The organism is Sphingomonas cannabina (assembly GCF_021391395.1).
Lineage (GTDB): Bacteria > Pseudomonadota > Alphaproteobacteria > Sphingomonadales > Sphingomonadaceae > Sphingomonas > Sphingomonas cannabina.
In genome coordinates this window covers 1,152,572-1,175,238 of record NZ_CP090059.1, presented here as the reverse complement: position 1 = coordinate 1,175,238, position 22,667 = coordinate 1,152,572, and the positions used below count along the sequence as shown (strand labels likewise).

The 22,667-nt window shown below is 69.5% G+C and carries 30 protein-coding genes; 9 read left to right on the top strand and 21 right to left on the bottom strand.

Annotated features, from left to right (window positions below):
• The first annotated feature begins 21 nt into the window (after positions 1-21).
• Entirely contained in the window at positions 22-1,218 is a 1,197-nt protein-coding gene (locus LZK98_RS05775) for an acyltransferase family protein (protein WP_233785450.1), read from the top strand.
• Here LZK98_RS05775 and LZK98_RS05770 read toward each other — a convergent pair.
• A complete protein-coding gene (locus tag LZK98_RS05770) occupies positions 1,168-1,995 on the bottom strand; it encodes a LytTR family DNA-binding domain-containing protein (RefSeq protein WP_233785449.1) in 828 nt (275 codons plus the stop codon). The two genes, LZK98_RS05775 and LZK98_RS05770, sit on opposite strands and share 51 nt — an antisense overlap.
• A gap of 91 nt (positions 1,996-2,086) precedes the next feature.
• Here LZK98_RS05770 and LZK98_RS05765 point away from each other — a divergent pair, with 91 nt between their 5' ends.
• From LZK98_RS05765 to LZK98_RS05755, 3 genes are read left to right on the top strand one after another with little or no spacing between them, the layout of a single operon-like run.
• The gene (locus LZK98_RS05765; protein ID WP_233785448.1) at positions 2,087-3,322 is read left to right on the top strand and encodes an acyltransferase family protein; all 1,236 of its coding nucleotides are present in this window, start codon (positions 2,087-2,089) and stop codon (positions 3,320-3,322) included.
• Complete coding sequence (locus tag LZK98_RS05760; RefSeq protein WP_233785447.1) at positions 3,249-4,178, top strand: isoaspartyl peptidase/L-asparaginase family protein; 930 nt, start codon at positions 3,249-3,251, stop codon at positions 4,176-4,178. The genes LZK98_RS05765 and LZK98_RS05760 overlap by 74 nt, the downstream gene beginning before the upstream one ends.
• Before the next feature lie 39 nt (positions 4,179-4,217).
• Positions 4,218-5,075, top strand: a complete 858-nt coding sequence (locus tag LZK98_RS05755; RefSeq protein WP_233785446.1) for a S1/P1 nuclease — start codon at positions 4,218-4,220, stop codon at positions 5,073-5,075.
• Positions 5,076-5,205: 130 nt separating this feature from the next.
• Here LZK98_RS05755 and LZK98_RS05750 read toward each other — a convergent pair whose 3' ends face one another.
• The 16 genes from LZK98_RS05750 to LZK98_RS05675 all read right to left on the bottom strand — a co-directional run bounded on the left by LZK98_RS05750 (position 5,206) and on the right by LZK98_RS05675 (position 15,990).
• Positions 5,206-5,469, bottom strand: a complete 264-nt coding sequence (locus tag LZK98_RS05750; RefSeq protein WP_233785445.1) for a hypothetical protein — start codon at positions 5,467-5,469, stop codon at positions 5,206-5,208.
• 85 nt (positions 5,470-5,554) lie between these two features.
• Complete coding sequence (locus tag LZK98_RS05745) at positions 5,555-5,767, bottom strand: toxin-antitoxin system HicB family antitoxin (protein ID WP_233785444.1); 213 nt, start codon at positions 5,765-5,767, stop codon at positions 5,555-5,557.
• A 9-nt stretch (positions 5,768-5,776) separates the two neighbouring features.
• Positions 5,777-6,673 carry an SPFH domain-containing protein gene (locus LZK98_RS05740; protein ID WP_233785443.1) on the bottom strand — a complete coding sequence of 299 codons (897 nt, stop codon included), beginning with the start codon at positions 6,671-6,673 and terminating at the stop codon, positions 5,777-5,779.
• A 202-nt stretch (positions 6,674-6,875) separates the two neighbouring features.
• Positions 6,876-7,397, bottom strand: a complete 522-nt coding sequence (pal, locus tag LZK98_RS05735) for a peptidoglycan-associated lipoprotein Pal (protein WP_233785442.1) — start codon at positions 7,395-7,397, stop codon at positions 6,876-6,878.
• A gap of 68 nt (positions 7,398-7,465) precedes the next feature.
• Positions 7,466-8,755: a Tol-Pal system beta propeller repeat protein TolB gene (gene tolB, locus LZK98_RS05730; protein WP_233786512.1), complete on the bottom strand. Its 1,290-nt coding sequence runs from the start codon at positions 8,753-8,755 to the stop codon at positions 7,466-7,468.
• A gap of 160 nt (positions 8,756-8,915) precedes the next feature.
• The gene (locus LZK98_RS05725) at positions 8,916-9,782 is read right to left on the bottom strand and encodes a cell envelope biogenesis protein TolA (RefSeq protein WP_233785441.1); all 867 of its coding nucleotides are present in this window, start codon (positions 9,780-9,782) and stop codon (positions 8,916-8,918) included.
• 1 nt (position 9,783) lies between these two features.
• Positions 9,784-10,221 carry a protein TolR gene (gene tolR, locus LZK98_RS05720; protein WP_233785440.1) on the bottom strand — a complete coding sequence of 146 codons (438 nt, stop codon included), beginning with the start codon at positions 10,219-10,221 and terminating at the stop codon, positions 9,784-9,786.
• The gene (gene tolQ, locus LZK98_RS05715; RefSeq protein WP_233785439.1) at positions 10,221-10,913 is read right to left on the bottom strand and encodes a protein TolQ; all 693 of its coding nucleotides are present in this window, start codon (positions 10,911-10,913) and stop codon (positions 10,221-10,223) included. Before tolQ ends, tolR begins: the two co-directional genes overlap by 1 nt.
• Positions 10,914-10,917: 4 nt before the next feature.
• Positions 10,918-11,376: a tol-pal system-associated acyl-CoA thioesterase gene (gene ybgC / locus LZK98_RS05710; protein WP_233785438.1), complete on the bottom strand. Its 459-nt coding sequence runs from the start codon at positions 11,374-11,376 to the stop codon at positions 10,918-10,920.
• Positions 11,377-11,427: 51 nt separating this feature from the next.
• Complete coding sequence (gene ruvB, locus LZK98_RS05705) at positions 11,428-12,450, bottom strand: Holliday junction branch migration DNA helicase RuvB (RefSeq protein ID WP_233785437.1); 1,023 nt, start codon at positions 12,448-12,450, stop codon at positions 11,428-11,430.
• Between the two features lie 78 nt (positions 12,451-12,528).
• Positions 12,529-13,089, bottom strand: coding sequence for an RcnB family protein (locus tag LZK98_RS05700; RefSeq protein WP_233785436.1), 561 nt, complete (start codon positions 13,087-13,089; stop codon positions 12,529-12,531).
• 74 nt (positions 13,090-13,163) lie between these two features.
• The gene (gene ruvA / locus LZK98_RS05695) at positions 13,164-13,760 is read right to left on the bottom strand and encodes a Holliday junction branch migration protein RuvA (protein ID WP_233785435.1); all 597 of its coding nucleotides are present in this window, start codon (positions 13,758-13,760) and stop codon (positions 13,164-13,166) included.
• A gap of 171 nt (positions 13,761-13,931) precedes the next feature.
• Positions 13,932-14,417 (bottom strand): crossover junction endodeoxyribonuclease RuvC, encoded by a 486-nt coding sequence (gene ruvC / locus LZK98_RS05690; RefSeq protein WP_233785434.1) that lies wholly within the window; start codon positions 14,415-14,417, stop codon positions 13,932-13,934.
• Positions 14,418-14,568: 151 nt separating this feature from the next.
• Positions 14,569-15,312 carry a YebC/PmpR family DNA-binding transcriptional regulator gene (locus tag LZK98_RS05685; RefSeq protein ID WP_233785433.1) on the bottom strand — a complete coding sequence of 248 codons (744 nt, stop codon included), beginning with the start codon at positions 15,310-15,312 and terminating at the stop codon, positions 14,569-14,571.
• Positions 15,313-15,340: 28 nt separating this feature from the next.
• Complete coding sequence (locus tag LZK98_RS05680; RefSeq protein ID WP_233785432.1) at positions 15,341-15,580, bottom strand: DUF2312 domain-containing protein; 240 nt, start codon at positions 15,578-15,580, stop codon at positions 15,341-15,343.
• A 53-nt stretch (positions 15,581-15,633) separates the two neighbouring features.
• Positions 15,634-15,990 (bottom strand): DUF1244 domain-containing protein, encoded by a 357-nt coding sequence (locus tag LZK98_RS05675; protein ID WP_233785431.1) that lies wholly within the window; start codon positions 15,988-15,990, stop codon positions 15,634-15,636.
• A 69-nt stretch (positions 15,991-16,059) separates the two neighbouring features.
• Between LZK98_RS05675 and pyk the strand changes: the two genes are divergently transcribed.
• Positions 16,060-17,529: a pyruvate kinase gene (pyk, locus tag LZK98_RS05670; protein WP_233785430.1), complete on the top strand. Its 1,470-nt coding sequence runs from the start codon at positions 16,060-16,062 to the stop codon at positions 17,527-17,529.
• Here pyk and LZK98_RS05665 read toward each other — a convergent pair.
• The 4 genes from LZK98_RS05665 to ykgO are packed head-to-tail and all read right to left on the bottom strand — an operon-like array spanning position 17,505 to position 18,986.
• Positions 17,505-17,900, bottom strand: coding sequence for a type II toxin-antitoxin system VapC family toxin (locus LZK98_RS05665; protein WP_233785429.1), 396 nt, complete (start codon positions 17,898-17,900; stop codon positions 17,505-17,507). The two genes, pyk and LZK98_RS05665, sit on opposite strands and share 25 nt — an antisense overlap.
• Positions 17,897-18,199, bottom strand: coding sequence for a type II toxin-antitoxin system Phd/YefM family antitoxin (locus tag LZK98_RS05660; RefSeq protein WP_233785428.1), 303 nt, complete (start codon positions 18,197-18,199; stop codon positions 17,897-17,899). Before LZK98_RS05660 ends, LZK98_RS05665 begins: the two co-directional genes overlap by 4 nt.
• Before the next feature lie 40 nt (positions 18,200-18,239).
• On the bottom strand, positions 18,240-18,857 hold the full coding sequence (locus LZK98_RS05655; RefSeq protein ID WP_233785427.1) for an HAD family hydrolase: 618 nt from the start codon (positions 18,855-18,857) through the stop codon (positions 18,240-18,242).
• A gap of 3 nt (positions 18,858-18,860) precedes the next feature.
• Entirely contained in the window at positions 18,861-18,986 is a 126-nt protein-coding gene (gene ykgO / locus LZK98_RS05650) for a type B 50S ribosomal protein L36 (RefSeq protein WP_055755695.1), read from the bottom strand.
• Between the two features lie 151 nt (positions 18,987-19,137).
• On the opposite strand from ykgO, the gene LZK98_RS05645 reads away from it, so the two are divergent.
• From LZK98_RS05645 to LZK98_RS05630, 4 genes are all read left to right on the top strand, one after another.
• Complete coding sequence (locus tag LZK98_RS05645) at positions 19,138-20,169, top strand: D-cysteine desulfhydrase family protein (protein WP_233785426.1); 1,032 nt, start codon at positions 19,138-19,140, stop codon at positions 20,167-20,169.
• Between the two features lie 82 nt (positions 20,170-20,251).
• Entirely contained in the window at positions 20,252-20,806 is a 555-nt protein-coding gene (locus LZK98_RS05640) for a DUF4136 domain-containing protein (RefSeq protein ID WP_233785425.1), read from the top strand.
• Positions 20,803-21,408, top strand: coding sequence for a DUF4136 domain-containing protein (locus LZK98_RS05635; protein WP_233785424.1), 606 nt, complete (start codon positions 20,803-20,805; stop codon positions 21,406-21,408). The genes LZK98_RS05640 and LZK98_RS05635 overlap by 4 nt, the downstream gene beginning before the upstream one ends.
• Positions 21,405-22,526: a M14 family metallopeptidase gene (locus LZK98_RS05630; RefSeq protein ID WP_233785423.1), complete on the top strand. Its 1,122-nt coding sequence runs from the start codon at positions 21,405-21,407 to the stop codon at positions 22,524-22,526. Before LZK98_RS05635 ends, LZK98_RS05630 begins: the two co-directional genes overlap by 4 nt.
• Positions 22,527-22,667 lie beyond the last annotated feature (141 nt).

Here is a 22,667-nt window from a genome sequence, read left to right as displayed (position 1 = left end):
AGGCGCCAGTGGACCAGGCCCTTGCACCAGCCCCCGGCGGCACAATTCGCAACGACCATCAGCCAGCGCCATTTCGGGATGGACTGGCTGCGCATCGCCGCGTTCGCGCTGCTGATCCTCTATCATGCCGCGATGGTGTTCGCGCCATGGAGCTGGGTGGTGAAGTGGCCGGTCACCTATCCGGCGCTGATCCCGCCAATGGCGGCGCTGACGCCGTGGCGGCTGGCGCTGCTGTTCGCGGTGTCGGGCTACGCCTCACGCAAACTGCTCGCCCGCAGCGATGGTCTGGGTGCATTCCTCAAGTCACGTCATGCGCGGCTGCTGATCCCGCTCGCGTTCGGCATGGCGGTGCTGGCACCGATCGAGATGTGGGTGCGCGTGCGCGAGCATGGCTATCCGAGCGGTTATCTCCATTTCTGGGCACTCGATTACTGGCGCTGGGGCCGGTTCTGGGGCGTGAGCTTCCCCAATTGGGAGCATCTGTGGTTCGTCGCCTACCTCTGGGGCTATACCATGGTGCTGGGCGCGGTGGTGGCGCGGGCGGGCGCCGGCTGGGGCGACCGGCTGCTCGGCTGGCTGGGCGAGCGGCGGCGGCTGCTGTGGGCGCCGCCCGCAGCACTGACCGTCGCCAAGCTGTCGCTGATGTTCGTCGTGCCCGAGCAGCAGGGGCTGTTCACCGACTGGAGCGCCCATGTCGAATATTGGCCGATCTTCGCCTTCGGTTTCGTCGTCGCGGGCAATGCTGCCGCCTGGCCGATGATCGCGCGCATCTGGCGGCCGGCGCTGGCGGCGGCGGTGGCGGCGGGCGCTGTCGTGATCGCCATCGAGGTCGCCTATCCCGCCGACACCCTGCCCCCGCACGCGATCGCGGCGCTCGACCGGGCGGCGCGGGTGGCGATGGCGTGGTGGATGGTGCTGGCGCTGTTCCATCTCGCCGATACCTACCTCAACCGCGATCATCGCTGGCGCAGGCCGCTCGCCGAGGCGGTGTTCCCCGCCTATCTCATCCACCATACGACGATCGTGATCGTGGCGTGGTGGACGCTCGACCTGAGGATCAGCCCCTGGATCGAGTTCGCGCTGCTGGCGGTGGCGAGCATCGGCGCCTCGGCCGCCGTCTATCTGGTCGGCCGGCGGATCGGGTGGCTGCGGCCGCTGATCGGCCTGTCACGAAAGCCGGTACCGACGGCTGCCGCGCAGCTCCGCCCCGCTCTCTAGCGTGACGGTGAAGTCGCCGCTGCGCTCGCTCTCGACGCGGCGGATGGCGGCGCGACGCACCAGCCGGCCGCGGTGGATGCGGACGAACTCGGGGCCGAGCGCCTCCTCGGTCGCCGACAGCGTCGCGCGGTGGAGCAGCGTGCGCGCTTTCCAGCCGATCTCGACATAGTTGCCGGCGGAGGCGATCCATTCGATCTCGTCGATCGGGACATGGTGAGTGACTGCTCCATCCACGACGGCGAGCGCGCGCGGCGGCGCGGCGGGCGGAGTGGCGGCGCGGGCGATCAGCCATTGCACGATCGCCGCCAGTGCGACGAACTGGAGATAGGTCGCGACGTCCTTGCGGTACTCGTAGAGCAGCCGTTCGGGAATCACGCCGAAGAAGCGGTACGGCCCGGAGCCGACCGCGTCGTAATAAACGTGGCGCAGCGCCACCATCACGCCGATATGCCAGCCGGAGGCGACGACGCTGCCGAGCACCAGCAGGGCGGCCACCCATGGCCACGGCACGCGCGGCGGCCGGATCCGCGCCACCGCGATCCACAGCAGCGGATAGAGGCTGAGCCAGCCGATCATGCTGGTCCATTCCCACGACCACACCAGGTCGGGGCGGATGTGGACGCCGTTGGCCGCGAGGTCGCTCAGTGTCGATTCGGCGTTGGCGATCATGATGACGACGACGATCAGCAGGAACAGGCCGAGCGCGCCGAGCATGATCCGGCGCTGCGTCCCGTTCATCCCGCGCCACCCGCCGCTCATCCCCCGCGTCTCGTCCATCGTCCCGGTGAAGCCGCCATCCGGCCCTCAGCGATACCCGCCCCGCAGCCGTCCGCATAGCGATCATGCATCGCATGCAAGGAGGTGCGCCATGGAACGGCATTATGGAATGGACTGGCTGCGGGTCGGCGCGTTCGCGCTGCTGATCCTCTATCACATCGACATGGTATTCGCGCCCTGGGGGTTCCACATCAAGACCGCCCAGCCGATGGCTTGGGTCGAGATCGCGATGTTCCTGACCAACCCCTGGCGGCTGTCGCTGCTGTTCGTGGTGTCGGGCTATGCCAGCCGGGCGCTGCTGATGAAGTCGCCGGGGATCGGCGCGTTCCTCCGGAGCCGTACGAGCCGGCTGCTGATCCCGCTGCTGTTCGGTATGGCCGTGGTGGTGCCGCCGCAGAGCTGGGTCGAGGTGGTCGTGCAGCATGGCTACCGGGCCGGCTTCCTCCATTTCTGGCTGACCGACTATTTCCGCTTCGGCACGCTGTTCGGCATCGTCATGCCGACCTGGAACCACCTGTGGTTCGTGCTCTACCTCTGGGTCTACACGCTGGGGCTCGGCGCAATGCTAGCGCTGGTGGCGGACGGCACGCGGGCGCAGGCGGCGTTCGACCGGCTGTTCTGCGGCGGCGCGCGGGTGGTGTGGCTGCCGATCCTCTATGTCGTGCTGATCCAGACGGTGCTGTTCCACCGGAACGAGGACACGCACGACCTGATCCGCGATCTTGGCGCGCACGTCCGCTACGTCCCCGCCTTCCTGTTCGGCTTCGCGCTCGCCGGATCGCGGCCGGTGACGGCGGCGCTGGTCGCGCACTGGAAGGGATCGGCGGCGCTGGCGGTCGCGGCCTATGCGGTGATCGCGGCGCTGCTCGTCGCCTGGCCCGACTTCAGCTTCCCCAGCTACGACATCGTCACCGTCTTCCGCCTCGCCCGCGACATCGAGACCTGGGCGGCGATCGCGGCGCTTATCGGCATCGCCAGCCGCTTCTGGAACCGCGACCACAAATGGCGGCCGATGCTGACCGAGGCGGTCTTCCCCTTCTACATCATTCATCAGACCGCGATCGTGCTGGTCGAATATTGGGTGAAGCCGCTCGGCATCGGCGCACTCGGCGAATTCGCGGTGCTGGTGCCGGCGACGGTGGCGGCGTGCTGGGGTTTCTACCTGATCGGGCGCGAGGTCGACTGGCTCAGGCCGCTGATCGGGCTCCGGCCGCGGGTGGCGCGGGTCCGTGCTTCTGCTAGGGCTCCCGGCCATGACGAATCCCGATTGGACGCTGATGATCCACGGTGGGGCCGGAGCGATCGAGCGCAGCCGGACCTCGCCTGAGACCGAGGCCGCCGTCCGCGCCGCATTGGGCCGTGCGCTCGATGCCGGCGCGGACGTACTTTCCGCAGGCGGCGCCGCGCTCGATGCGGTCGAGGCGGCGGTGCGCGTGCTGGAGGACGACCCGCATTTCAACGCCGGCCGCGGCTCGGCGCTGACCCGCGAGGGCACCGCCGAGCTCGACGCCGCGATCATGGACGGCGCCACCCGCCGCGCCGGCGCCGTCGCGCGGGTCAGCTTCACGCGCAGCCCTGTCGCGCTCGCCCGCGCGGTGATGGAGCAGAGCCCGCACGTCTTCCTGGCCGGCATCGGCGCCGACGCCTTCTCGCGCGAGATCGGCGCGGAGCAAGTCGACAACGGCTGGTTCGTGATCGAGGAGCGCCGCCGTCAGCTCGCGGAGCTGCTGGCCCGCGGCGCCGACGCCTTCGACGTCGACATGAAATACGGCACCGTCGGCGCGGTGGCGCGGGACCGCTCGGGACGGCTCGCCGCGGCGACATCGACCGGCGGCGTCACCGGCAAGCGCTGGGGCCGGATCGGCGATTCGCCGGTGGTCGGCGCCGGCACCTGGGCCGACGACCGCAGCTGTGCCGTCTCCTGCACGGGAGCGGGTGAGTTCTTCCTGCGGGTGGGCACGGCGCACGAGATCGAGGCACGGGTACGGCTCGCCGGGACCGGCATCGCGGAGGCGACCGCTGCGGTGCTGGCCGAGGTGAAGGCGCTCGGCGGCACCGGCGGTGTGATCGTCGCCGGAGCGGACGGGACCATGGTCTGGGACTTCACCACATCCGGCATGCATCGCGCTCGCGCCTCGGCAGGCGGGGAGCGGGTGGTCGCGATGTACGGGGACGAAGGGTGACACTGGTCTCGGCGGATGTCAGGGGCTAATCGCCGCCGCATGTTCCGCCGAGTTCTCGCGCTGCTCGCGCTCGCCGCCGCCTGCCTTCCGGCGCCCGCCTTCGCCTATTGGGAATATGGTCACGAGACCGTCGCGCGGATCGCGATGGCCAATGTGAAGCCGTCGACGCGAACGGCGGTGCGGCGGCTGCTCGCGCGATCGCGGCTGCTCGGCACGCCAGAATGCCCGGCGAACACGGTCGAGGGCGCGAGCACCTGGGCGGACTGCATCAAGAAGATCAAGGACGCGAACGGCAAACGGCCGTTCGACTTCGCCTACACCTGGCATTTCCAGGACGTCGACGTCTGCGCGCCGTTCGACCTCAAGCCGGCGTGCAAGGACGGCAATTGCGTGTCGGCGCAGATCGAGCGCGACGTCGCGCTGCTCAAGGATCACCGCACCTCGCCGCACGACCGGGTACAGGCGCTGGTGTTCCTGATCCACTTCGTCGGCGACCTCTCCCAGCCGCTCCACGCCGGCGAGCGGCACGACCAGGGCGGGAACAAGGTGCCGGCGGACTATGGCATCTACGGCCCCGAGCGGCTCAACCTGCACGCGATCTGGGACGGCTGGCTGGCCGAGCGGGCGATCGGCACGCCGCCGTCGCTGGTGCGCCGCTATCCGCTCGCCGAGCGCCGGCGGATCGCCGCCGGCAGCGTCGAGGACTGGAGCCGCGATTCGTGGAAGGTTGCGCGCGACGTGGTCTATGCGAGCGCATTCGGCGATCCCTGCGGACCGCAGCCGGCGCGGGCGAGGCTCGACGATGCGACCATCGCCAGACTGGTCGAGCCAGCGCGCGAGCAGGTGGTGAAGGGCGGCTTGCGATTGGCGCGGTTGCTGGATGAGGCGTTGGGTTAGGTGGATTACTAGCCCCTCCCCTTCAGGGGAGGGGTCGGGGTGGGGCCTGTCCTCGAGCGTATCGTCTGCCGCACTGCCCCACCCCCAACCCCTCCCCTGAAGGGGAGGGGCTCATAGACGTTCGACCTGCTTAATCCTCCTTCCCCCAGCGCCACCGCCAGCCGCCGCGCGTATGTTGGGCGCAGATGGCGAGGAAGGCGGCGGTCGCGGCGAGGATGATGACGACCGCGACGAACGGATGGCGCGGGACGAGCGCTCCTCCGACGAGGATGACGACGGCGGAATAGACCGCCAGCGTCACCCAGCCCTGCCACGCGATCGGCAGGCCCGCGCCGATGCCGAAGCGCTTCGGCGCGAACCAGGCTTCGTCGTCGCGCCGGCCGTTCGCGCTCACCGGACGAACGCCACGATCAAGCCGGCGATCGCCAACGCGCCGAACAGCGCCGCGAGCGGGCGGGGATTGCGCGTGAATACTCCGATCATTGACTGTCTCCTTCGTCCTTCTTCGGGCGCCCGCGCCGGACCGGGACCGGGTCGGCCAGCTTCACCCCGCGGCGTGCGAGCGCCTCGCGCAGCAGGCATTCGACCTCGGCGTTGACGCTCCGGAGATCGCTCGCCGCCGCGCGCTCGATCGCCGCGTAGAGCGCGGGATCGAGGCGCAGCGGGAACGCCTTCTTGGGGGGAGCCGCCATCGCCGAGCCTTACTGGTAGAGCGTGCCCGTATTGACGACCGGCTGGGTGTCACGCTCGCCGCACAGCACCACCATCAGGTTCGAGACCATCGCCGCGCGGCGCTCGTCGTCGAGCTCGACCACATTTTTCGCGCTCAGTTGCTCAAGCGCCATCTCGACCATGCCTACGGCGCCCGCGACCAAAGTCTGGCGCGCGGCGACCACTGCCTGCGCCTGTTGCCGCCGCAGCATCGCCTGGGCGATCTCCGGCGCATAGGCGAGATGGGTGAAGCCGCATTCGTCGACGGTGATCCCCGCCACCAGCAGCCGCGCGATCAGCTCCTCGCGCAGCTCGGCGCCGATCTGGTCGTGGTTGCCGCGCAGCGTCACTTCCTGATGCTCGAAGTCGTCATAGGGGTAACGCGAGCCGATCGTGCGCACCGCCGCCTCGATCTGGACGTTCACGAACGCCTTATAGTCGTCGACGTCGAACAGCGCCTGCGCGGTGTCGGTCACGCGCCACACCACCTGCGCCGCCATCTCGATCGGATTGCCGCGCAGGTCGTTCACCTTGATGCGCTCCGAGATGATGTTGTTGGCGCGGGCCGACACCTTGCGGCGCGCGTACCAGGGCAGCACCCAGCGCAGGCCCGTGGTGCGGTCGGAGCCCTTGTAGCTGCCGAACAAGGTGATCGCCGCCGCCTGGTTGGGCTGGAGCATGTAGAAGCCCGGAACGATCAGCACGAACGCCAGCACCGCGACGATCAGCACCGGCACGCCCAGCTCCGGATTGGCGTCGATCAGGCTGCCGCCCCAGACCATGCCTGCCAGCGCCACGAGCGCGAGCAGCAGCATGATGTAGCCGCTCATCGACGCCGCAGGACGTTCCTGGCTTCGCTGCAGGTTCGACCGATTGAGGTCCGACATCACTTCCCTCCTGTTAAAGTGATATCAGATTTATATCGTTGTGATGTGAGTCGCAACAAAAATCCCTCTCCCATTGGGAGAGGGAGGGAGCCGCCGAAGGCGGCGGAAGGGTGAGGGTGACGGGGTGAGAGCTACGTCGCCCTCACCCTTCCCACTCGCTGCGCGAGCGGGCCCTTCCCTCTCCCATAGGGAGAGGGAGATTTTACTGCAGCGTCACCGTCACCGCGCGGCGGTTCTGGGCCCAGCTCGCCTCGTCGGAGCCCATCGCGACCGGGCGTTCCTTGCCGTAGCTGATCGTGCTGATGCGGCTCGCGTCGATGCCACGCGCGACGAGGTAGTTCTTGGCGGCATTGGCGCGGCGGTCGCCGAGCGCGAGGTTGTATTCGCGGGTGCCGCGTTCGTCGCAGTGGCCCTCGATGGTGATGCGCACGTTGGGGTAGCGCTGCAGCCAGGTCGACTGGCTGTCGAGGATCGTGCGCGCTTCCGGATCGATGTCATAGGCGTCGAGCGCGAAGTGGACGGTATCGCTCTGCACCGAGCGCAGGAAGTCCTGCTGGCTGCCCGGCACCACCGTGTCGGTCACCGGGCCGCTCGGCTCGGTCTGGCCGGTGCCCGGCTGGGCGCCGACCGGCTCCGGCGGCAGCACCGGCGGGGTCTTCTTGGCGCAGCCGGCGGTGGCGATCAGCGCCGCGGCGACGATCAGTCTGGTTGTGGTCCTGGCCATGTCGGCATCTCCCTAGATTTGCCCCGTCAGCGACGGGAATGGTGGAACTCTGATCCTTAGAAACTCTTTCAGGGGCGTAACGGTCCCCAGCTCGGATCGGATCCGTCGAGCGGGGTGGGGATACGGCGCTCGTTGACGCCGGTCAGGTCGACCGACCACAGGTCGGCCTTGCCGGACCCCTGGGCGGTGCGGAAGAACACCAGCACGCGGCCGTTGGGCGACCAGCTCGGTCCCTCGTCGCCCCACGCCTCGGTCAGGATCTTCTCGTTGCCGCCCGAGGCCGACATGACGCCGATCCGGAACGACCCGGTGATCTTGGTGAAGGCGATGAGGTCGCCGCGCGGGCTCCACACCGGGGTCGCATAGCGCCCGCCGCCGAAGCTGATCCGCTGCTGGTTCGATCCGTCGGCGTTCATCACGTAGAGCTGCTGCGTGCCCGAGCGATCGCTCTCGAACACGATCTTGGAGCCGTCGGGCGAATAGCTGCCGCCGGTGTTGATGCCGGGGCTGTTGGTCAGCCGCTCCGGCGAGCCGCCGTTGATCGAGATGCGGTAGATGTCGGTGTTCCCCGCCACCGCCATCGAGAACAGCACCCAGCGGCCGTCCGGCGAGACGTGCGGGGCGAAGGTCAAGTTGTTGGTCGTCACCAGCCGGCGCTGCGTGCCGGAGCCGAGGTTGTAGACATAGATCGTCGGCTTGTCGTTGACGTAGCTCATGTAGACGATCTGCTGCTGGTTGGGCGCGAAGCGCGGCGTCAGCACGATCGACTGGCCGTTGGTGAGGAAGCGGTGGTTGGCGCCGTCCTGGTCCATGATGGCGAGGCGCTTGATGCGCTTCTTCTTGGGTCCGGTCTCGGACACGTAGATGATGCGGCTGTCGAAATAGGGGCCCTCGCCGGTGAGGCGGGTGTAGACGGTGTCGGCGCATTTGTGCGCGCCGCGGCGCCAGTCGGCCGGCGAGACGACGAAGCCCTGCCGGGCGAGCTCGGTCTTGGCGAAGACGTCGTAGAGGTAGCAGCCGACCGTCAGCGTACCGTCGCCGTTGGCGCGCACGAAACCCTCGACCAGCGCCTGCGCGCCGGTGCTGCCCCAGTAGGGGAAATCGGGCGCGGTGACCTGGTCCATGCTGACGGCGCGGAGCTGTTCCGGTCCCAGCGGCTTGAACAGGCCGGAGTTCCTGAGGTCGTTGGTGACCACCTCCGCGACCTGCCGGCCGAGCGCGTCGGTGCTGCCGGCAGGCGTGCCCTGTGCGGCCGGGGTCGGCATCGGCGGGATCGCGATCGGCATCGGCGCGGAGATGCCGCCGACGACGTCGACCTCGACCTGCGCCGCGGCGGGGACGGCGATCCCGAGGCCCATGGCAAGCGCCAGCCCTCGCCACACATACTTCGTCACCCCGGCCTTGTGCCGGGGTCCACGGAGCCGCGCGTCCTGCGCTCGCGGCTCGGTGGATGCCGGAACAAGTCCGGCATGACGATTGGGGACGGTCGACTGCGGCATGATGCTCTCCTCGCTGCCCTCACCCCGGCAGCTTGTAGTTGATGATGATGTCCTTCCAGCCGTTCTCGTAGAGCTCGGCGGGCAGGGTATAGGGCGCGCATTGCATGATCGCCGCGGTGGCGAGCTCGGCGACGCGCTGGGCATAGCGCTGGTTCTCGCCGTTGACGCCGGTCTGGCCCATCAGCGCCGGGCGCGCGGCAAGGGTGCCGTCGCGCGTCATCTGCAGGCGCAGGCGCGAACGGATCTGGTTGGCACCCGGGCCCGGAATAGGCACGCGATTGGCGCAGGGCTGGACCTGCCGCGCGATCGCGTCGGCGAGCCCCGCGACCGCCTGCGCCGACACCGCCTGCGCGCGCGGCGCCTGGCCCCGCCCTTTCTCCGCGGAGACGGCGAGGCTCTTGCGGAAATCGTCGCCGAGCAGGCTGCCGCGCGGCTTGGGCTTGGTCGCGGCGGGATTGGTGCCGGCCGCCTTTGTCGGTGCCGGCGCGGCCTTGGTGGCGGATTTGGCGGGCGCGGGCTTGGCCGGCGACGGCTTGGCGGGGGCAGGCTTGGGCGGCTCCGGCTTGGCCACCGGCGCGGGCCTTGGCGGCGGCGCCGGCGCGGGCTGGGCCACGGGCGGCGCGGGCTGGGGCTCGGCGACCGCTTCGGCGGGCGGCGGCGCTTCCTCCGGCGGGCCGGTGTCGGGCGCCTGGCTGGAGGCAGGCGGCTCGGTCGCGGCGGGGACCGCCGACTTGAGGCTGATCGCGTCGACCAGCGAGATGTCGATCGGCTTGCTTTCGAGCTTCAGCGGGTTGGGGGTGGAGAGAAAGCCGACCGAGAGCAGGCCGAACAGCAGGACATGCCCCGCCGCGGCCAACCCCAAGCCGATCTTCTCGCCGCGTTCCACCCTACCGCTCCTCGCTCGCGGCGTTGGTGACCAGCGCGACGCGGTTGAGGCCGGCGCGGTTGAGCTCGCCCATCACGTGCATCACCCGGCCGTAGTCGAGGCCGGTGTCGGCGCGCAGGAACACCTGGCGGGGCTTGTCCGGGCTGCCCTGCGCCGCGAGGTTGGCGAGCGCGTCGGGGAGCGTCGCCGTCACGTCGGTCTTGTCGATGAAGACGCGGCCCTGGTTGTCGATCGCCATGTCGACCGGCTTCTGGTCCTGCTCGAGCGCCTTGGCGCGGCTGTCGGGCAGGTTCACCGGCACGCCGGCGGTGAGCAACGGCGCGGTCACCATGAAGATGATCAGCAGCACCAGCATCACGTCGACCAGCGGCGTCACGTTGATGTCCGCCATCGGCATACGCCGGCCGCGCCCGTGCTGGGAGGGGAGGTTCATGGCCATCAGTCGCCGGAGTCCAATTGCCGGCTCAGCGTCGCGTGGAAGCCGTCGGCGAAGCGGTGGAGGCGCGCCTCGATGCGGTTGATGGCGTGGCTGAAGCGGTTGTAGGCGATCACCGCCGGGATCGCCGCGAACAGGCCGATCGCGGTCGCGAACAGCGCCTCGGCGATGCCGGGCGCCACCACCGCCAGCGACGAGTTCTGCTCGCCCGCGATCGCGGTGAAGCTGCGCATGATGCCCCACACGGTGCCGAACAGCCCGACGAACGGCGCCACCGCCCCGATCGTCGCCAGGACGTTGAGCCGGTCGGACAGGCGGTCGACCTCGGCCGCGGCGGCCGATCCCATTGCGGTCGCGAGCCGCTGGCGCGTGCCCTCGCGGTCGATGCGCTTGCCGCCGGTCGAGCGGCGCCATTCGGCGACGCCGGCCGCGAACACCTTGGCGATCGGCAGCGGGCTGTCGCCGTTGATGCGGTGGAAGGCGTCGATATCGGCCGCCTTGCGATACTCGGCCTCGAACCGGTCGGAGTTGCGGCGGAGGCCGCCGATCCTGAACCGGAAGCTGATGATGATCGCCCAGGTCCAGATGCTGGCGAGGATGAGGCCGATCATCACCCCCTTCACCACCCAGTCGGCCTGGAGGAAGAGCGCGACCGGCGACAGCGTCGCGGCGTTCGGGTTGGCTAGCAATTCCACCTGATCAATTCCCCTTATCCACGAGGGCTTCGAACCTCCTCACCCACTCGGCCGGCTGGCGGCGCGCCCGGCCGTTCGGTGCGACGAAGGCCGCCTCGACGCGCGCGTCGGCCAGCAAAAGCCCGCCGAGCATGACTCGTTGATGAATGACTACCGAGGCGGCGCGGATTCGTTCCAGCCGCGTGACCACTGACAGCGTGTCGTCGAGCTTCGCCGGGGCGAGATAGCGGATGTGGAGGTCGCGCACGGCGTAGGCGCCCTCGCCCGCCTCGTGCGCGGCGCGCTGGTCGATGCCGGCGGCGCGCAGCATCGCCGAGCGGGCGCGCTCCATGAAGCGGAGGTAGTTGGCGTGATAGACGATGCCGGAGAGATCGGTGTCCTCGAAATAGACGCGGACCGGGAATCGGTGCTCGATCCCCTCGAAGCGCCCTTCGAGCGGCAGGTCGGTCGCCTCGGCAGTCATGGCGTCAACGCCTAGCCGAGGCGATTCGCCGCGGGAACCCCGTTTGGCGCCTCAATCGAACAAGCCGTCCTGTGCGGTCGTCGGCGGATCGAGGCCGAGGTGCTTCCATCCGGCGGCGTTGAGGCAGCGGCCGCGGGCGGTGCGGGCGATCATGCCGATCTGGATGAGATAGGGCTCGATCACCTCCTCGATCGTGTCGCGCGGTTCCGACAGGCCGGCGGCGAGCGTCTCCACGCCGACCGGGCCGCCGCGATACACGTCGGCGATCATGGTGAGGTAGCGCCGGTCCATCGCGTCGAGGCCGAGCGCGTCGACCTCCAGCCGGTTGAGCGCGCGGTCGGCGGTGGCGGCGTCGACGGTCTCGGTGCCGGCGACGTTGGCGAAGTCGCGCACCCGGCGCAGCAGCCGGCCGGCGATGCGGGGGGTGCCGCGGGAGCGCTTGGCGATCTCGCGGGCGCCGTCCTCGGCGACATGGAGGTCGAGCAGGGTCGCGGCGCGGGTGACGACGCGGAGCAGCTCGTCCACCGTGTAGAAATTGAGCCGCACGGGAATGCCGAACCGATCGCGGAGCGGCGTGGTCAACAGGCCCTGGCGGGTGGTGGCGCCGACCAGGGTGAAGCGCGGCAGGTCGATGCGGACCGAACGTGCCGACGGGCCTTCGCCGATCATCAGGTCGAGCGCGCGGTCCTCCATCGCCGGGTAGAGCACTTCCTCGACCGCGGGATTGAGGCGGTGGATCTCGTCGATGAACAGGACGTCGCCGTCCTCGAGATTGGTGAGCAGCGCGGCGAGGTCGCCCGATTTGGCGATCACCGGGCCCGAGGTGGCACGGAAGCCCACGCCCATCTCGCGGGCGATGATCTGGGCCAGCGTGGTCTTGCCGAGGCCGGGCGGGCCGAAGAACAGGACGTGGTCGAGCGCGTCGCCCCGCGCCTTCGCTGCGTCGATGAACACGCGCAGGTTCTCGCGCGCGGCCTTCTGCCCGACGAACTCGTCGAGCGTCTTGGGCCGGAGCGCCGCGTCGACATCCTCGGCGCGGCGGGAGGCAGTGAGGATGCGGTCGGCGTCGGTCATGGGTGGGCATGTTCCCTACCCGTTCGCACCCGGCCTTGTCGAGCGCGAGCGTGAACGCGTCCGGCGCCGACCGTCACCTCATCGGAACGCGCCGTAGATCACGTCGACGATGCGCCGCGTGCGGACGTTGACCAGCAGGAGGTCAGGGCCGTAGCGGACCCAGCGATGGCCGCGCGGCGGCGGGCCGAAGCCGAAGTTTCCGTAGTTGTTGTAATAATAGGCCGACGACAGGAACAGGCTCGGCAACAGCAGGCCGATCGACCAGCGCCGGTAGCGATAGCCGCGCGGATAACGGAATACCGGCGCCGGAAGCGGCCGGAAGTTCGGCGGACGATAGCCCGGCCGATGCGGCGGACGCGGCCGCGGCGGGCGGACGCCATGGCCCGGACCCGGCCGCGGCGGTTGGATCGCCGGTCCGCCGGGATTGGGGCGCGGCGGCTGGATCGAGGGTCCGCCCGGATTGGGCCGCGGCGGCTGCGGCGGCCTCACGCCTTGACCGGGATTGGGCCGCGGCGGCTGGACCTGAGGCCGGCCGACCGGCCGTTCCTGGCCGGGAGCAGGCCGGGTCGTCGCCTGAGCCATCGCGATGTCGGGAAACACCAGCAATGCGCTGGTCGTCACAAGAAGAAGCCGCTTCATACACGCCCTCCTGACTTGGTCGCGGCGGAGGCTATGCCTCGGAACGGTTGTTGGCAAGTCGCAACAAGTTCCGATTATTTCGCGGCTTTCCTGAGCGCGAGCCGCACCAGCGCGTCGAGGCCGGCACCGGGGCCCAGTTCCTCCTCCGCTGCCGCGACCGCACTCGACGCCTCGGCCGGGCGGAAGCCGAGGTTGGCGAGCGCGGACAGCGCATCGGCCGCGGCGCTGCCGGCGGCAGCCGCGGGCGCCGTGCCGCCGCCGATCGCGATACCGCCGACCTTGTCCTTCAATTCGCGGACGATGCGCTCGGCGAGCTTGGGGCCGACGCCGTTGGCGCGGGCGACCATCGCCTTGTCCTGCGCCGACACCGCGCGGGAAAGCTCTTCCGGCGCCAATACGGAGAGGATCGCCAGCGCGACCCGCGCGCCCACCCCCTGCACGCCGGTGAGCAGGCGGAACCAGTCGCGCTCCTCGGCGGTGGCGAAGCCGACCAGGCGGATGAAATCCTCCCCGACCAGCATCTCGGTATGCACGGTGACGCCGTCCCCGACCGCGCCGAGCGCCGACAGCGTGCGCGCCGATGCGCCGACCAGATAGCCGACGCCGCCGACGTCGATCACGGCGTGGTCGGAGGCGGTGGCGGTCAAAATGCCCTTGAGGTGCGCGATCACGCCGGCCGCCCCGAAGGTTCCGAAAGTTCCGGGAAAACGACATAAGCGTCGGCTTCCGCAGGGCACGCGCCGGGAAAGAGGACGGTCCAGGGTGCGGTCGGCGAGCCGGTCATGTTCGGTACGTAACAGGAACGATATGATGTAGGAAAGCGGGAAATGCCGGTCCCGGCTTCACCCGATCCGCCGTGCCGTCGCCGCGTGATGGGCGTGGCAGATCGCCACGGCGAGGGCGTCGGCCGCATCGGGGCCGTCGATCTTCGCGCCGGGCAGCAGCCGCGTGACCATGGCGTGGACCTGCGCCTTCTCGGCGTTGCCGACGCCGACCACCGCCTTCTTGACCAGCCGCGCAGCATATTCGCCGACGTCGATCCCGACGCGCGCCGCGGCGCAGAGCACGACGCCGCGGGCCTGGCCGAGCTTGAGGGTCGATTGCGGGTTGGCGTTGACGAAGACTTCCTCGACCGCGGCGGCATCGGGAGCGCGATCGGCGATCAGGGCGGCGAGCATCGTGTCGAGGTGTGCCAGCCGGCGCGGCAGCGGGGCCGCGGTGTCGGTGACGAGGCGGCCGTTGGCGATGTGGCTGAGGCGATTGCCCTCGGCGCGGATCAGGCCCCAGCCGGTGGTGCCGAGGCCAGGGTCGAGGCCGAGGATCAGCACCCGTTCCTCCCCGAGCTTGTCTCGGGGAGGGGGACCATGCGCAGCATGGTGGAGGGGGCGACGGCGAAAGCCGGCGCTGGCGCGCCGCCCCTCCACCACCGACCTGCGGTCGGCGGTCCCCCTCCCCGAGCGAGCTCGGGGAGGATTTGGGTCAAGCCAGCTTCTCCATCACCTCGTCGGGAACCTCGTAGTTGCCCCACACGGTCTGGACGTCGTCGTCGTCGTCCAGCGCGTCGATCAGCTTGAACAGCGTCGCGGCGTCGCCCTCGCCCACCTCGACCATCGTCTGGGGACGCCAGGCGAGCTTGGCCGCCTCGGCCTCGCCCAGCACCGGCTCGAGCGCCTTGGCGACCTCGTGCAGGTCGGCCTGGGCGGTCCAGATCTCGTGGCCGTCCTCGCTCGAGCTCACGTCCTCGGCACCCGCCTCCAGCGCGGCCTCGAACACCTTGTCGGGGTCGCCCGCGCTCGCCGGATAGGTGATCAGGCCCATGCGGTCGAAACCGTGGCTGACCGAACCCGAGGCGCCGAGGTTGCCGCCGTTCTTGCTGACCGCGGTGCGCACGTTGGTGGCAGTGCGGTTGCGGTTGTCGGTCAGCGCCTCGATGATCAGCGAGACGCCGCCGGGGCCGAAGCCCTCATAGCGGACCTCCTCGTAATTCTCGGCATCGCCGCGGCTCGCCTTGTCGATCGAGCGCTGGATGTTGTCCTTGGGCATCGACGCCGCCTTGGCGGCGTTGACCGCGGCGCGCAGGCGCGGGTTCATGTCCGGGTCGGGGAGACCCATCTTGGCCGCGACGGTGATCTCGCGGCTCAATTTGGAGAACATGCCCGAGCGCTTCTTATCCTGCGCGCCCTTGCGGTGCATGATGTTCTTGAATTTGGAATGGCCTGCCATGGCTCGTCTCTAGACCAGGAAAAGCGGCTCAGGCCAGCCCGAGCGCGGCCTTGTATGTTTCGAGCAGCGCCTCCGCCTCGTCGCGGTGATGCTTCTCCATCTTGCGCAGCTTGATGATCGTCCGGATCGTCTTCACGTCGAAGCCGGTTGACTTGGCCTCGGCATAGACGTCCTTGATGTCGTCGGCGATGCCGCGCTTCTCTTCCTCAAGCCGCTCGATGCGCTCGATCAAAAGGCGCAGCTGATCGGCGGCGATAACCTCGCTCATTCATGTATCTCCATCGGGTTGAGCGGCGCCTGTAGGCGAAGCTGCGCGCGGGCTCAACGGGGCTCCGTCATCGACGGCGGATCGCTCGCCGGAAAGCTCTCCTCCAGCGCCTCGTCGAGCGCGGCGTTCCGGGCGATGCTCTCCTCCATGCGCTTGAGCTGCTCCGGCGTCGCCTCGCCCTGGTGCTTCGCCTTCCATTCCTCGAATGGCATGCCGTAGATGATCTCGCGGGCGCGCGCCTTGTCGAGATGCCCCGCCTCGCCGATCCAGTCGGCCAGGCAGTTGCGGCAGAAGCCGGCCTGGCCCATCAGGTCGACGTTCTGCGCGTCGCTGCGACGGCGCAGGTGCCGGACCAGCCGGCGGAAGGCGGTGGCGGCCACGCGGTCGTCCAAGGCATCCAGTTCGTCCATTGCCCGTTCTCCGGTTGATCCGTTCGCAATAGACGCTAGACGCGCCCACGCAAGCGACAGGAGCCCAGCATGACCCGCACGATCCACCCGCGCTCCCGAAAGGTCCGGGTGCTGGCCACGCTCGGCCCCGCGAGCAACACGCCCGAGATGATCGAGAAGCTGTTCGTCGCCGGCGCGGACGCCTTCCGCGTCAACATGAGCCATGGCGACCAGGCGTCCAAGGAGCCGGTGATCGCGGCGATCCGCGCGCTCGAGAAGACCTATGGCCGGCCGACCACCATCCTCGCCGACCTGCAGGGGCCGAAGCTGCGCGTCGGCAGGTTCGCCGAGGGGCGGGTGACGCTGGAGACGGGGCAGCGCTTCCTGCTCGACCGCTCGACCGAACCCGGTGATTCGTCCCGCGTCGAGCTGCCGCACAAGGAGATCTTCGCGGCGATCGAGCCCGGCGCGCGGCTGCTGCTCGATGACGGCAAGCTGGTGCTGAAGGTGCTGGAGCACGACCAGGAGCAGATCATCACCGAAGTGGTGGTCGGCGGGCCACTGTCCAATTCCAAGGGGCTCAACGTCCCCGACGTGGTGCTGCCGCTGGCGGCGCTGACGCCCAAGGACCGCAGCGACATGGCGTTCGCGCTCGACCAGGGGGTCGACTGGATCGCGATGAGCTTCGTGCAGCGGCCGGAGGACCTCGCCGAGGGGCGGCGGCTGATCGAGGGGCGCGCGGCGCTGCTAGCCAAGATCGAGAAGCCCTCCGCGGTGTCGCGGCTGGAGGAGATCGTCGAGGGCTGCGACGGGGTGATGGTGGCGCGCGGCGACCTGGGCGTCGAGCTGCCGCCCGAGGCGGTGCCGCCGCTGCAGAAGCGCATCGTCGAGACTGCGCGGCGGATGGGCCGGCCGGTGGTGGTGGCGACGCAGATGCTCGAATCGATGATCACCGCGCCGACGCCGACCCGCGCCGAGGTGTCCGACGTCGCCACCGCAGTCTACGACGGCGCCGACGCGATCATGCTGTCGGCCGAGAGCGCGGCGGGCGCCTGGCCGGTCGAATCGGTCGCGATGATGAACTCGATTGCCGATTCGGTGGAGCGCGATCCCGCGCACGGCGACCGCGTGCACTTCACCATCACCAAGCCCGATCCGACCACCGCCGACGCGCTCGCCGAGGCGGCGAAGAGCATCGCCGGCATCGTGTCGGCGAGCGCGATCATCTGCTTCACCATGTCGGGCTCGACCGCGCGCCGCATCGCGCGCGAGCGCCCGTCGGTGCCGATCCTGGTGCTGACGCCCAAGATCGAGACCGCGCGGCGGCTGGGGCTGCTGTGGGGCGTGCATGCGGTCCATACCCGCGACGTCGGCAATTTCGAGGAGATGGTCGCCAAGGCCAAGCGCATGGCGCTGCGTCATCGCATCGCCGCGGCGGGCGACCGTGTGGTCGTCTGCGCGGGCGTGCCGTTCGGGACGCCGGGGAGCACCAACGTGCTCCACGTGGTGCGGGTGATCGGCGACGAGCTGAAGCGCTACAGCGACACGACCAGCGGGTGACCCTGCAGGTCGCTGTCGCGGGTGAGCAGCCGCGCACCGCGTTGCTGGGCGTGGACGAGCAGCATCTCGTCGAAGGGGTCCTTGTGCGAGAGCGGCGTGCGGAGTGGCATCGTGCAGTCAACTCCGGTGATCGGCACGATCTCAATGCCCGCCAGGTCGGCGAAAAGCATCGCGGCTTCGGGCGCCAGCGCGCCCTTGCGCTCGCCGTTTCGGCTCACCTTCGACCATTTTATCCTCAGCTCCCAGATCGAGATCGCCGAGATCCAGGCGCGCTCCTCCTGCGCGTCGAGAAATGCTCGTTCGCGCGGCGTCAGCTCCGCGCCGTCCTTGGCGAGCCAGATCACGAAATGGGTATCGAGCAGGACGCTCAAGGCCGATAAGGCTCCCAATCGTCATCGAGCCCCAGAACTTCGCGACTGAACGCGGGGTCGTCGAACTCCTCCTGCCATCCGTCGGGTAATGGAGGCAGCTTGTCCAAGCCCATTTCCTTGCGGACGCGCTCAACCCGTTCCCAATCGATCCCACCCTTGCGCTTCGGCTGCGCCGCGGAGGGCGGCCCCAGCTCCGCGACCGGGCGTCCGTTCTTGGTGATGGTCACGCGCTCGCCCCGCTCTGCAGCCGCAAGGGCGGCGGCGAATTGGGCGCGGGCTTCGCGAACCGACATTTCCATGATTCATCTCCGTGCACACAATGTACACACGGAAAGCCGTTCAGACAAGCAACCCCACCCGGCCGAGTTCCGCCCGGAACGCCGGCTCGTCGGTGAACAGCACGGCGTGGATGCCGACCGCCCTCGCGCCTTCGACGTTGGCGGCGTTGTCGTCGACGAACAGCGCCTCGCCCGGCTCCAGGCCGAAGCGGGCGAGTGCGAGGCGGTAGATGGCAGGATCGGGCTTCAGCAGCTTCTCGTCGCCCGAGACGACGATGTCGCGGAAGCGGTCGAAGGTCTCCGGCCAGCGCTTGCGAGCCTGAGGGAAGAACTCGCCCGAGAAATTGGTGATCGCGAACAGCGGGACGCCGGCCTCGTCCAGCTCCTGCACCAGCTCGAGCATCCCGGCGACCGGGCGGTCCATCGAATCGGTGAAGCGCTCGCCCCAGGCGGCGATCAGCGGCTCGTGCTCGGGGAAGCGCGCGACGAGCTCGGCCGAGGTCTCGGCGAAGGGGCGGCCGGCGTCGTGCTGGAAATGCCACTCATGGGTGACGACGTCGCGCAGAAACGCGTCGAGCGCCCGATCGTCTTCGATCAGGCGCTCGTAGAGGAACCGCGGATGCCAGTGGAACAGGACGTTGCCGACATCGAAGATGACGGCGCGGACCCTGTCCCCCACGACTCAGCCCTGGCGGGCCTTGAAGCGGCGGTTGGTCTTGTTGATGACGTAGATGCGCCCGCGGCGGCGGATCACGCGATTGTCGCGATGCCGATCCTTGAGCGACTTCAGTGAATTCACGATCTTCATGACCGATCCCGTTTCGTGCCTGGCGATGTTCGCTGGAAAAATGAGGCGCCCGCCTAGCGGCGCGACCCCGACAAGTCAAGGCGGGGCGGGACGGTTGTGCAACGCCCATGCAAGGCGCATCTGCAGCGAAACGCCAGCACGAGGATGTCGCATGGACCTGGAGGCCGCCCTTCGCAACCGCCCCCGCACCCGGCTGATCGACGGCCCGACGCCGATCCAGCGGCTGCACCGGATCGAGGAGGCGCTGGGCGAGGCGGCGAAGGGCGTCGCCCTCTACGCCAAGCGCGACGACCTGACGCCGATCGGCGGCGGCGGCAACAAGCTGCGCAAGCTCGAGTTCCTACTGGGGGCAGCGATCGCGGACGGCGCCGACACCTTCATCACCGTCGGCGCGCGCCAGTCGAACCATGCGCGACTCAGCGCCGCGGCGGCGGCGCGGGTCGGGCTTGCCGCGGAACTGGTGCTGACGCGCAGCGTGCCGCGCGAGGAGGCGGATTATACCGAGAATGGCAACGTCCTGCTCGACGAGCTGTTCGGGGCCACCATCCACGACCTGCCGGGCTCGGCCGATTCGCTCGCCTATGCCGAGGAGCGCGCCGCGACGCTCCGGCGCGAGGGGCGCAAGGTGCATGTCGCGCCGTCCGGCGGATCATCGCCGGTCGGATGCCTGGGCTATGCCGCCTGCGCCGACGAGATCGTTCGACAATCCGAGAAGCTGGGCGTCGAGTTCGACCGCGTGATCGTCGCGAACGGCAGCGCCGGGACCCATGCGGGGCTCGCCGCCGGCTATGCGGCGCTCGGGCGATCGCCGGCGGTGGTGACCTCCTATGCGGTGCTCGCCGACGAGGAGGCGAGCCGCCGCACGACGATCGACAAGGCCCGGGCGACGCTGGCGCTGATCGACGCGCATGCCGTCATCGACGAGGAGGCCGTCGACGTGATCGGCGACGAACGCGGGCCGGGCTACGGCATTCCGACCTATGCCATGGTCGAGGCAGTGCGGCTGATGGCGCGGGCCGAGGGGCTGCTGCTCGATCCGGTCTATTCCGGCAAGGCGTTCGCCGGACTGCTCGCGGCGGTGCGCGACGGCGCGTTCGCGCCCGGATCGCATGTGCTGTTCGTGATGACCGGCGGCACGCCGGGACTGTTCGCCTATCGGAGCACTTTTCGTCCTGCCGCCTAGGCCCTAGGCACTTGAGGGAACGGGGACGCAGGCGTAACGGTTGATCCCCAGGCGCGCCCGCGCCCGTGGAGGCAGGAGCGTTATGGGTTTGCTGACCATGTTGGCTGCGGCGAGCGCGGCGCTGGCGCCGGCCCAGGCGGCGGAAGCCGCGCCGGTGACGCCCGGCACCGTCTCCATCGAGTTGTCGGCGGAAAGGCCCTCCACCGCCGACCGGGTGTTCGCCGATGCGGTCGAGCAGGCGCTGATCGACAAGGGCTTCACCGCCCTGCCCGGCGCCGGCCACGGCCGCTATGTGGCGAGCGTGACGCTGACGCGCGCCGCCCGCGGGGCGGTGACATCGGACGTGCCGGTCGACGGCGCGAGCGCGACGAGCGGCGGGATGAGCCGGGGCGTCGGCGCCACGCTGGGGGTCGCCCTGCCCTCCGACAAGTCGCGCGTGGGTAATCTGGTGGTGACGGAGCTTCGGGTCCGCATCATCCGGCGCGGCGAGGACCAGCCGGCGTGGGAGGGCAGCGCGAGCACGGCGCAGGTGGCGGGAACCCGCAATGACGCCCCCGCGACCGTCGCGCCGAAGCTGGCTCAGGCGCTGTTCCGGAATTTCCCGGGTGACTCCAACCAATCGGTGAGCGTGCCATGACGAAGCGTGCGGCGATCCTGATCCTGGCAGCGGCGCTGGCCGGCTGCGCGACCACCGGCGGCGGCCGAGGCGGCCCCAGCGAGGTCACCCGCTACCACCTCGGCCAACCGATCGCGGCAGGCACGGTGACGGTGGAGCCCTTGTCGACCAACCAGACGGTCAGCCCCGAATACCAGCTCTATGCCGACGCGGTGGCGGGCGAGCTCGCCAAGCTCGGCTTCCAGCCAGCGCCGCAGGGATCGACCTCGCAATATATCGCCGCGGTCGCCTTTCGCCGGACCGACGCCGGCTATGTCGAGAGCCCGCCGCCCTTCTCCATCGGCCTCGGCATCGGCGGCGCCAGCTTCGGCCGCCGCACCGGGGTCGGCGGCGGGATCAGCACCGCCACCGGCATCGGCCGCGGCAAGCGACGCGCGATCCTCGCGACCGAATTGGCGGTGCAGCTGCGCCGACGCAGCGACGGGACGACGATCTGGGAAGGGCGCGCCCGGCGCCAGGGCATCGAACGCGCCGGCCAGCCCGATTCGACCGCCGACATTCTCGCCGCCGCATTGTTCAAGGGGTTCCCTGGAGAGTCGGGCATCACTATCAGCGTGCCATGACCATCCAGATCTCGGCCGCGTTCGACAGCGGCAACATTCGCGTGGTCGGGCAGGAGGGCGACCGCGTCGACCTCGAGATCGTCCGCGACCATCTCTCCGATTTCTACCAGTGGTTCCACTTCCGCGTTGCCGGCGCGCGCGGGCGGACGCTGACGTTCCGCATCGTCAACTGCGCCGGATCGGCCTATCCGTTCGGCTGGCCGGGGTACAAGGCACGCGTGTCGACCGACCGCATCGCGTGGCGGATGGCGCCGGACACCAGTTACTTGGACGGCGTCCTCACCTGGACGCACCGCTTCGACACCGAGCTCGCCTGGTTCGCCTATTTCGCGCCCTATTCGATGGAGCGGCACGACGATCTGGTCGCACGCATCGCGCTGCAGCCCGGCGTCACCCATCGCGAGCTCGGGCAGAGCCTCGACGGGCGCGCGATCGACTATCTGCGCATGGGCGAGGGACCCAAGCAGGTGTGGCTCTACGCCCGCCAGCATCCCGGCGAATCGATGGCCGAATGGTGGATGGAAGGCGCGCTCGAGAAGCTGGTCGACCTCAGCGATCCGACCGCGCGGGCGCTGCGCGAGAAGGCGACGCTGCACGTCGTGCCCAACATGAACCCGGACGGCAGCTTCCGCGGGCACCTGCGCACCAACGCCGCCGGCGTGAACCTCAACCGCGAATGGCATACGCCGAGCCTGGAGCGGAGCCCCGAAGTGCTGTGCGTGCGCGATGCGATGGACGAGACCGGCGTCGACTTCGCGATGGACGTGCACGGCGACGAGGCGATCCCGGCCAATTTCCTCGCCGGCTTCGAAGGCATCCCCGGCTGGACCGATGCGCTCGGCGAGAAATTCTACGAATATGCCCGTCGGCTGGCGGCGGCGACGCCCGAGTTCCAGATCGAGAAGGGCTATGAGAAGGCCGCGCCGGGCAAGGCCAATCTCAGCATGTCGACCAACCAGCTCGCCGAACGCTACGGCGCGGTGGCGATGACGCTGGAGATGCCGTTCAAGGACCATGATCCGAATCCGGACGCCGAGTTCGGCTGGTCGCCGGAGCGGTCGAAGCGGCTGGGACAAGCCTGCCTCGACACGCTCGCCGGATTCATCGACGAGGTTTAGGGCCGGTCGACATTAATCCTCCCCCGCCAGGGGGAGGTGGCACGCGAAGCGTGACGGAGGGGGAGGAAGCACGCCGATAACGAGTCGCCGTCCTCCCCCTCCACCGCCTTCGGCGGTCCCCCTCCCCCTGGCGGGGGAGGA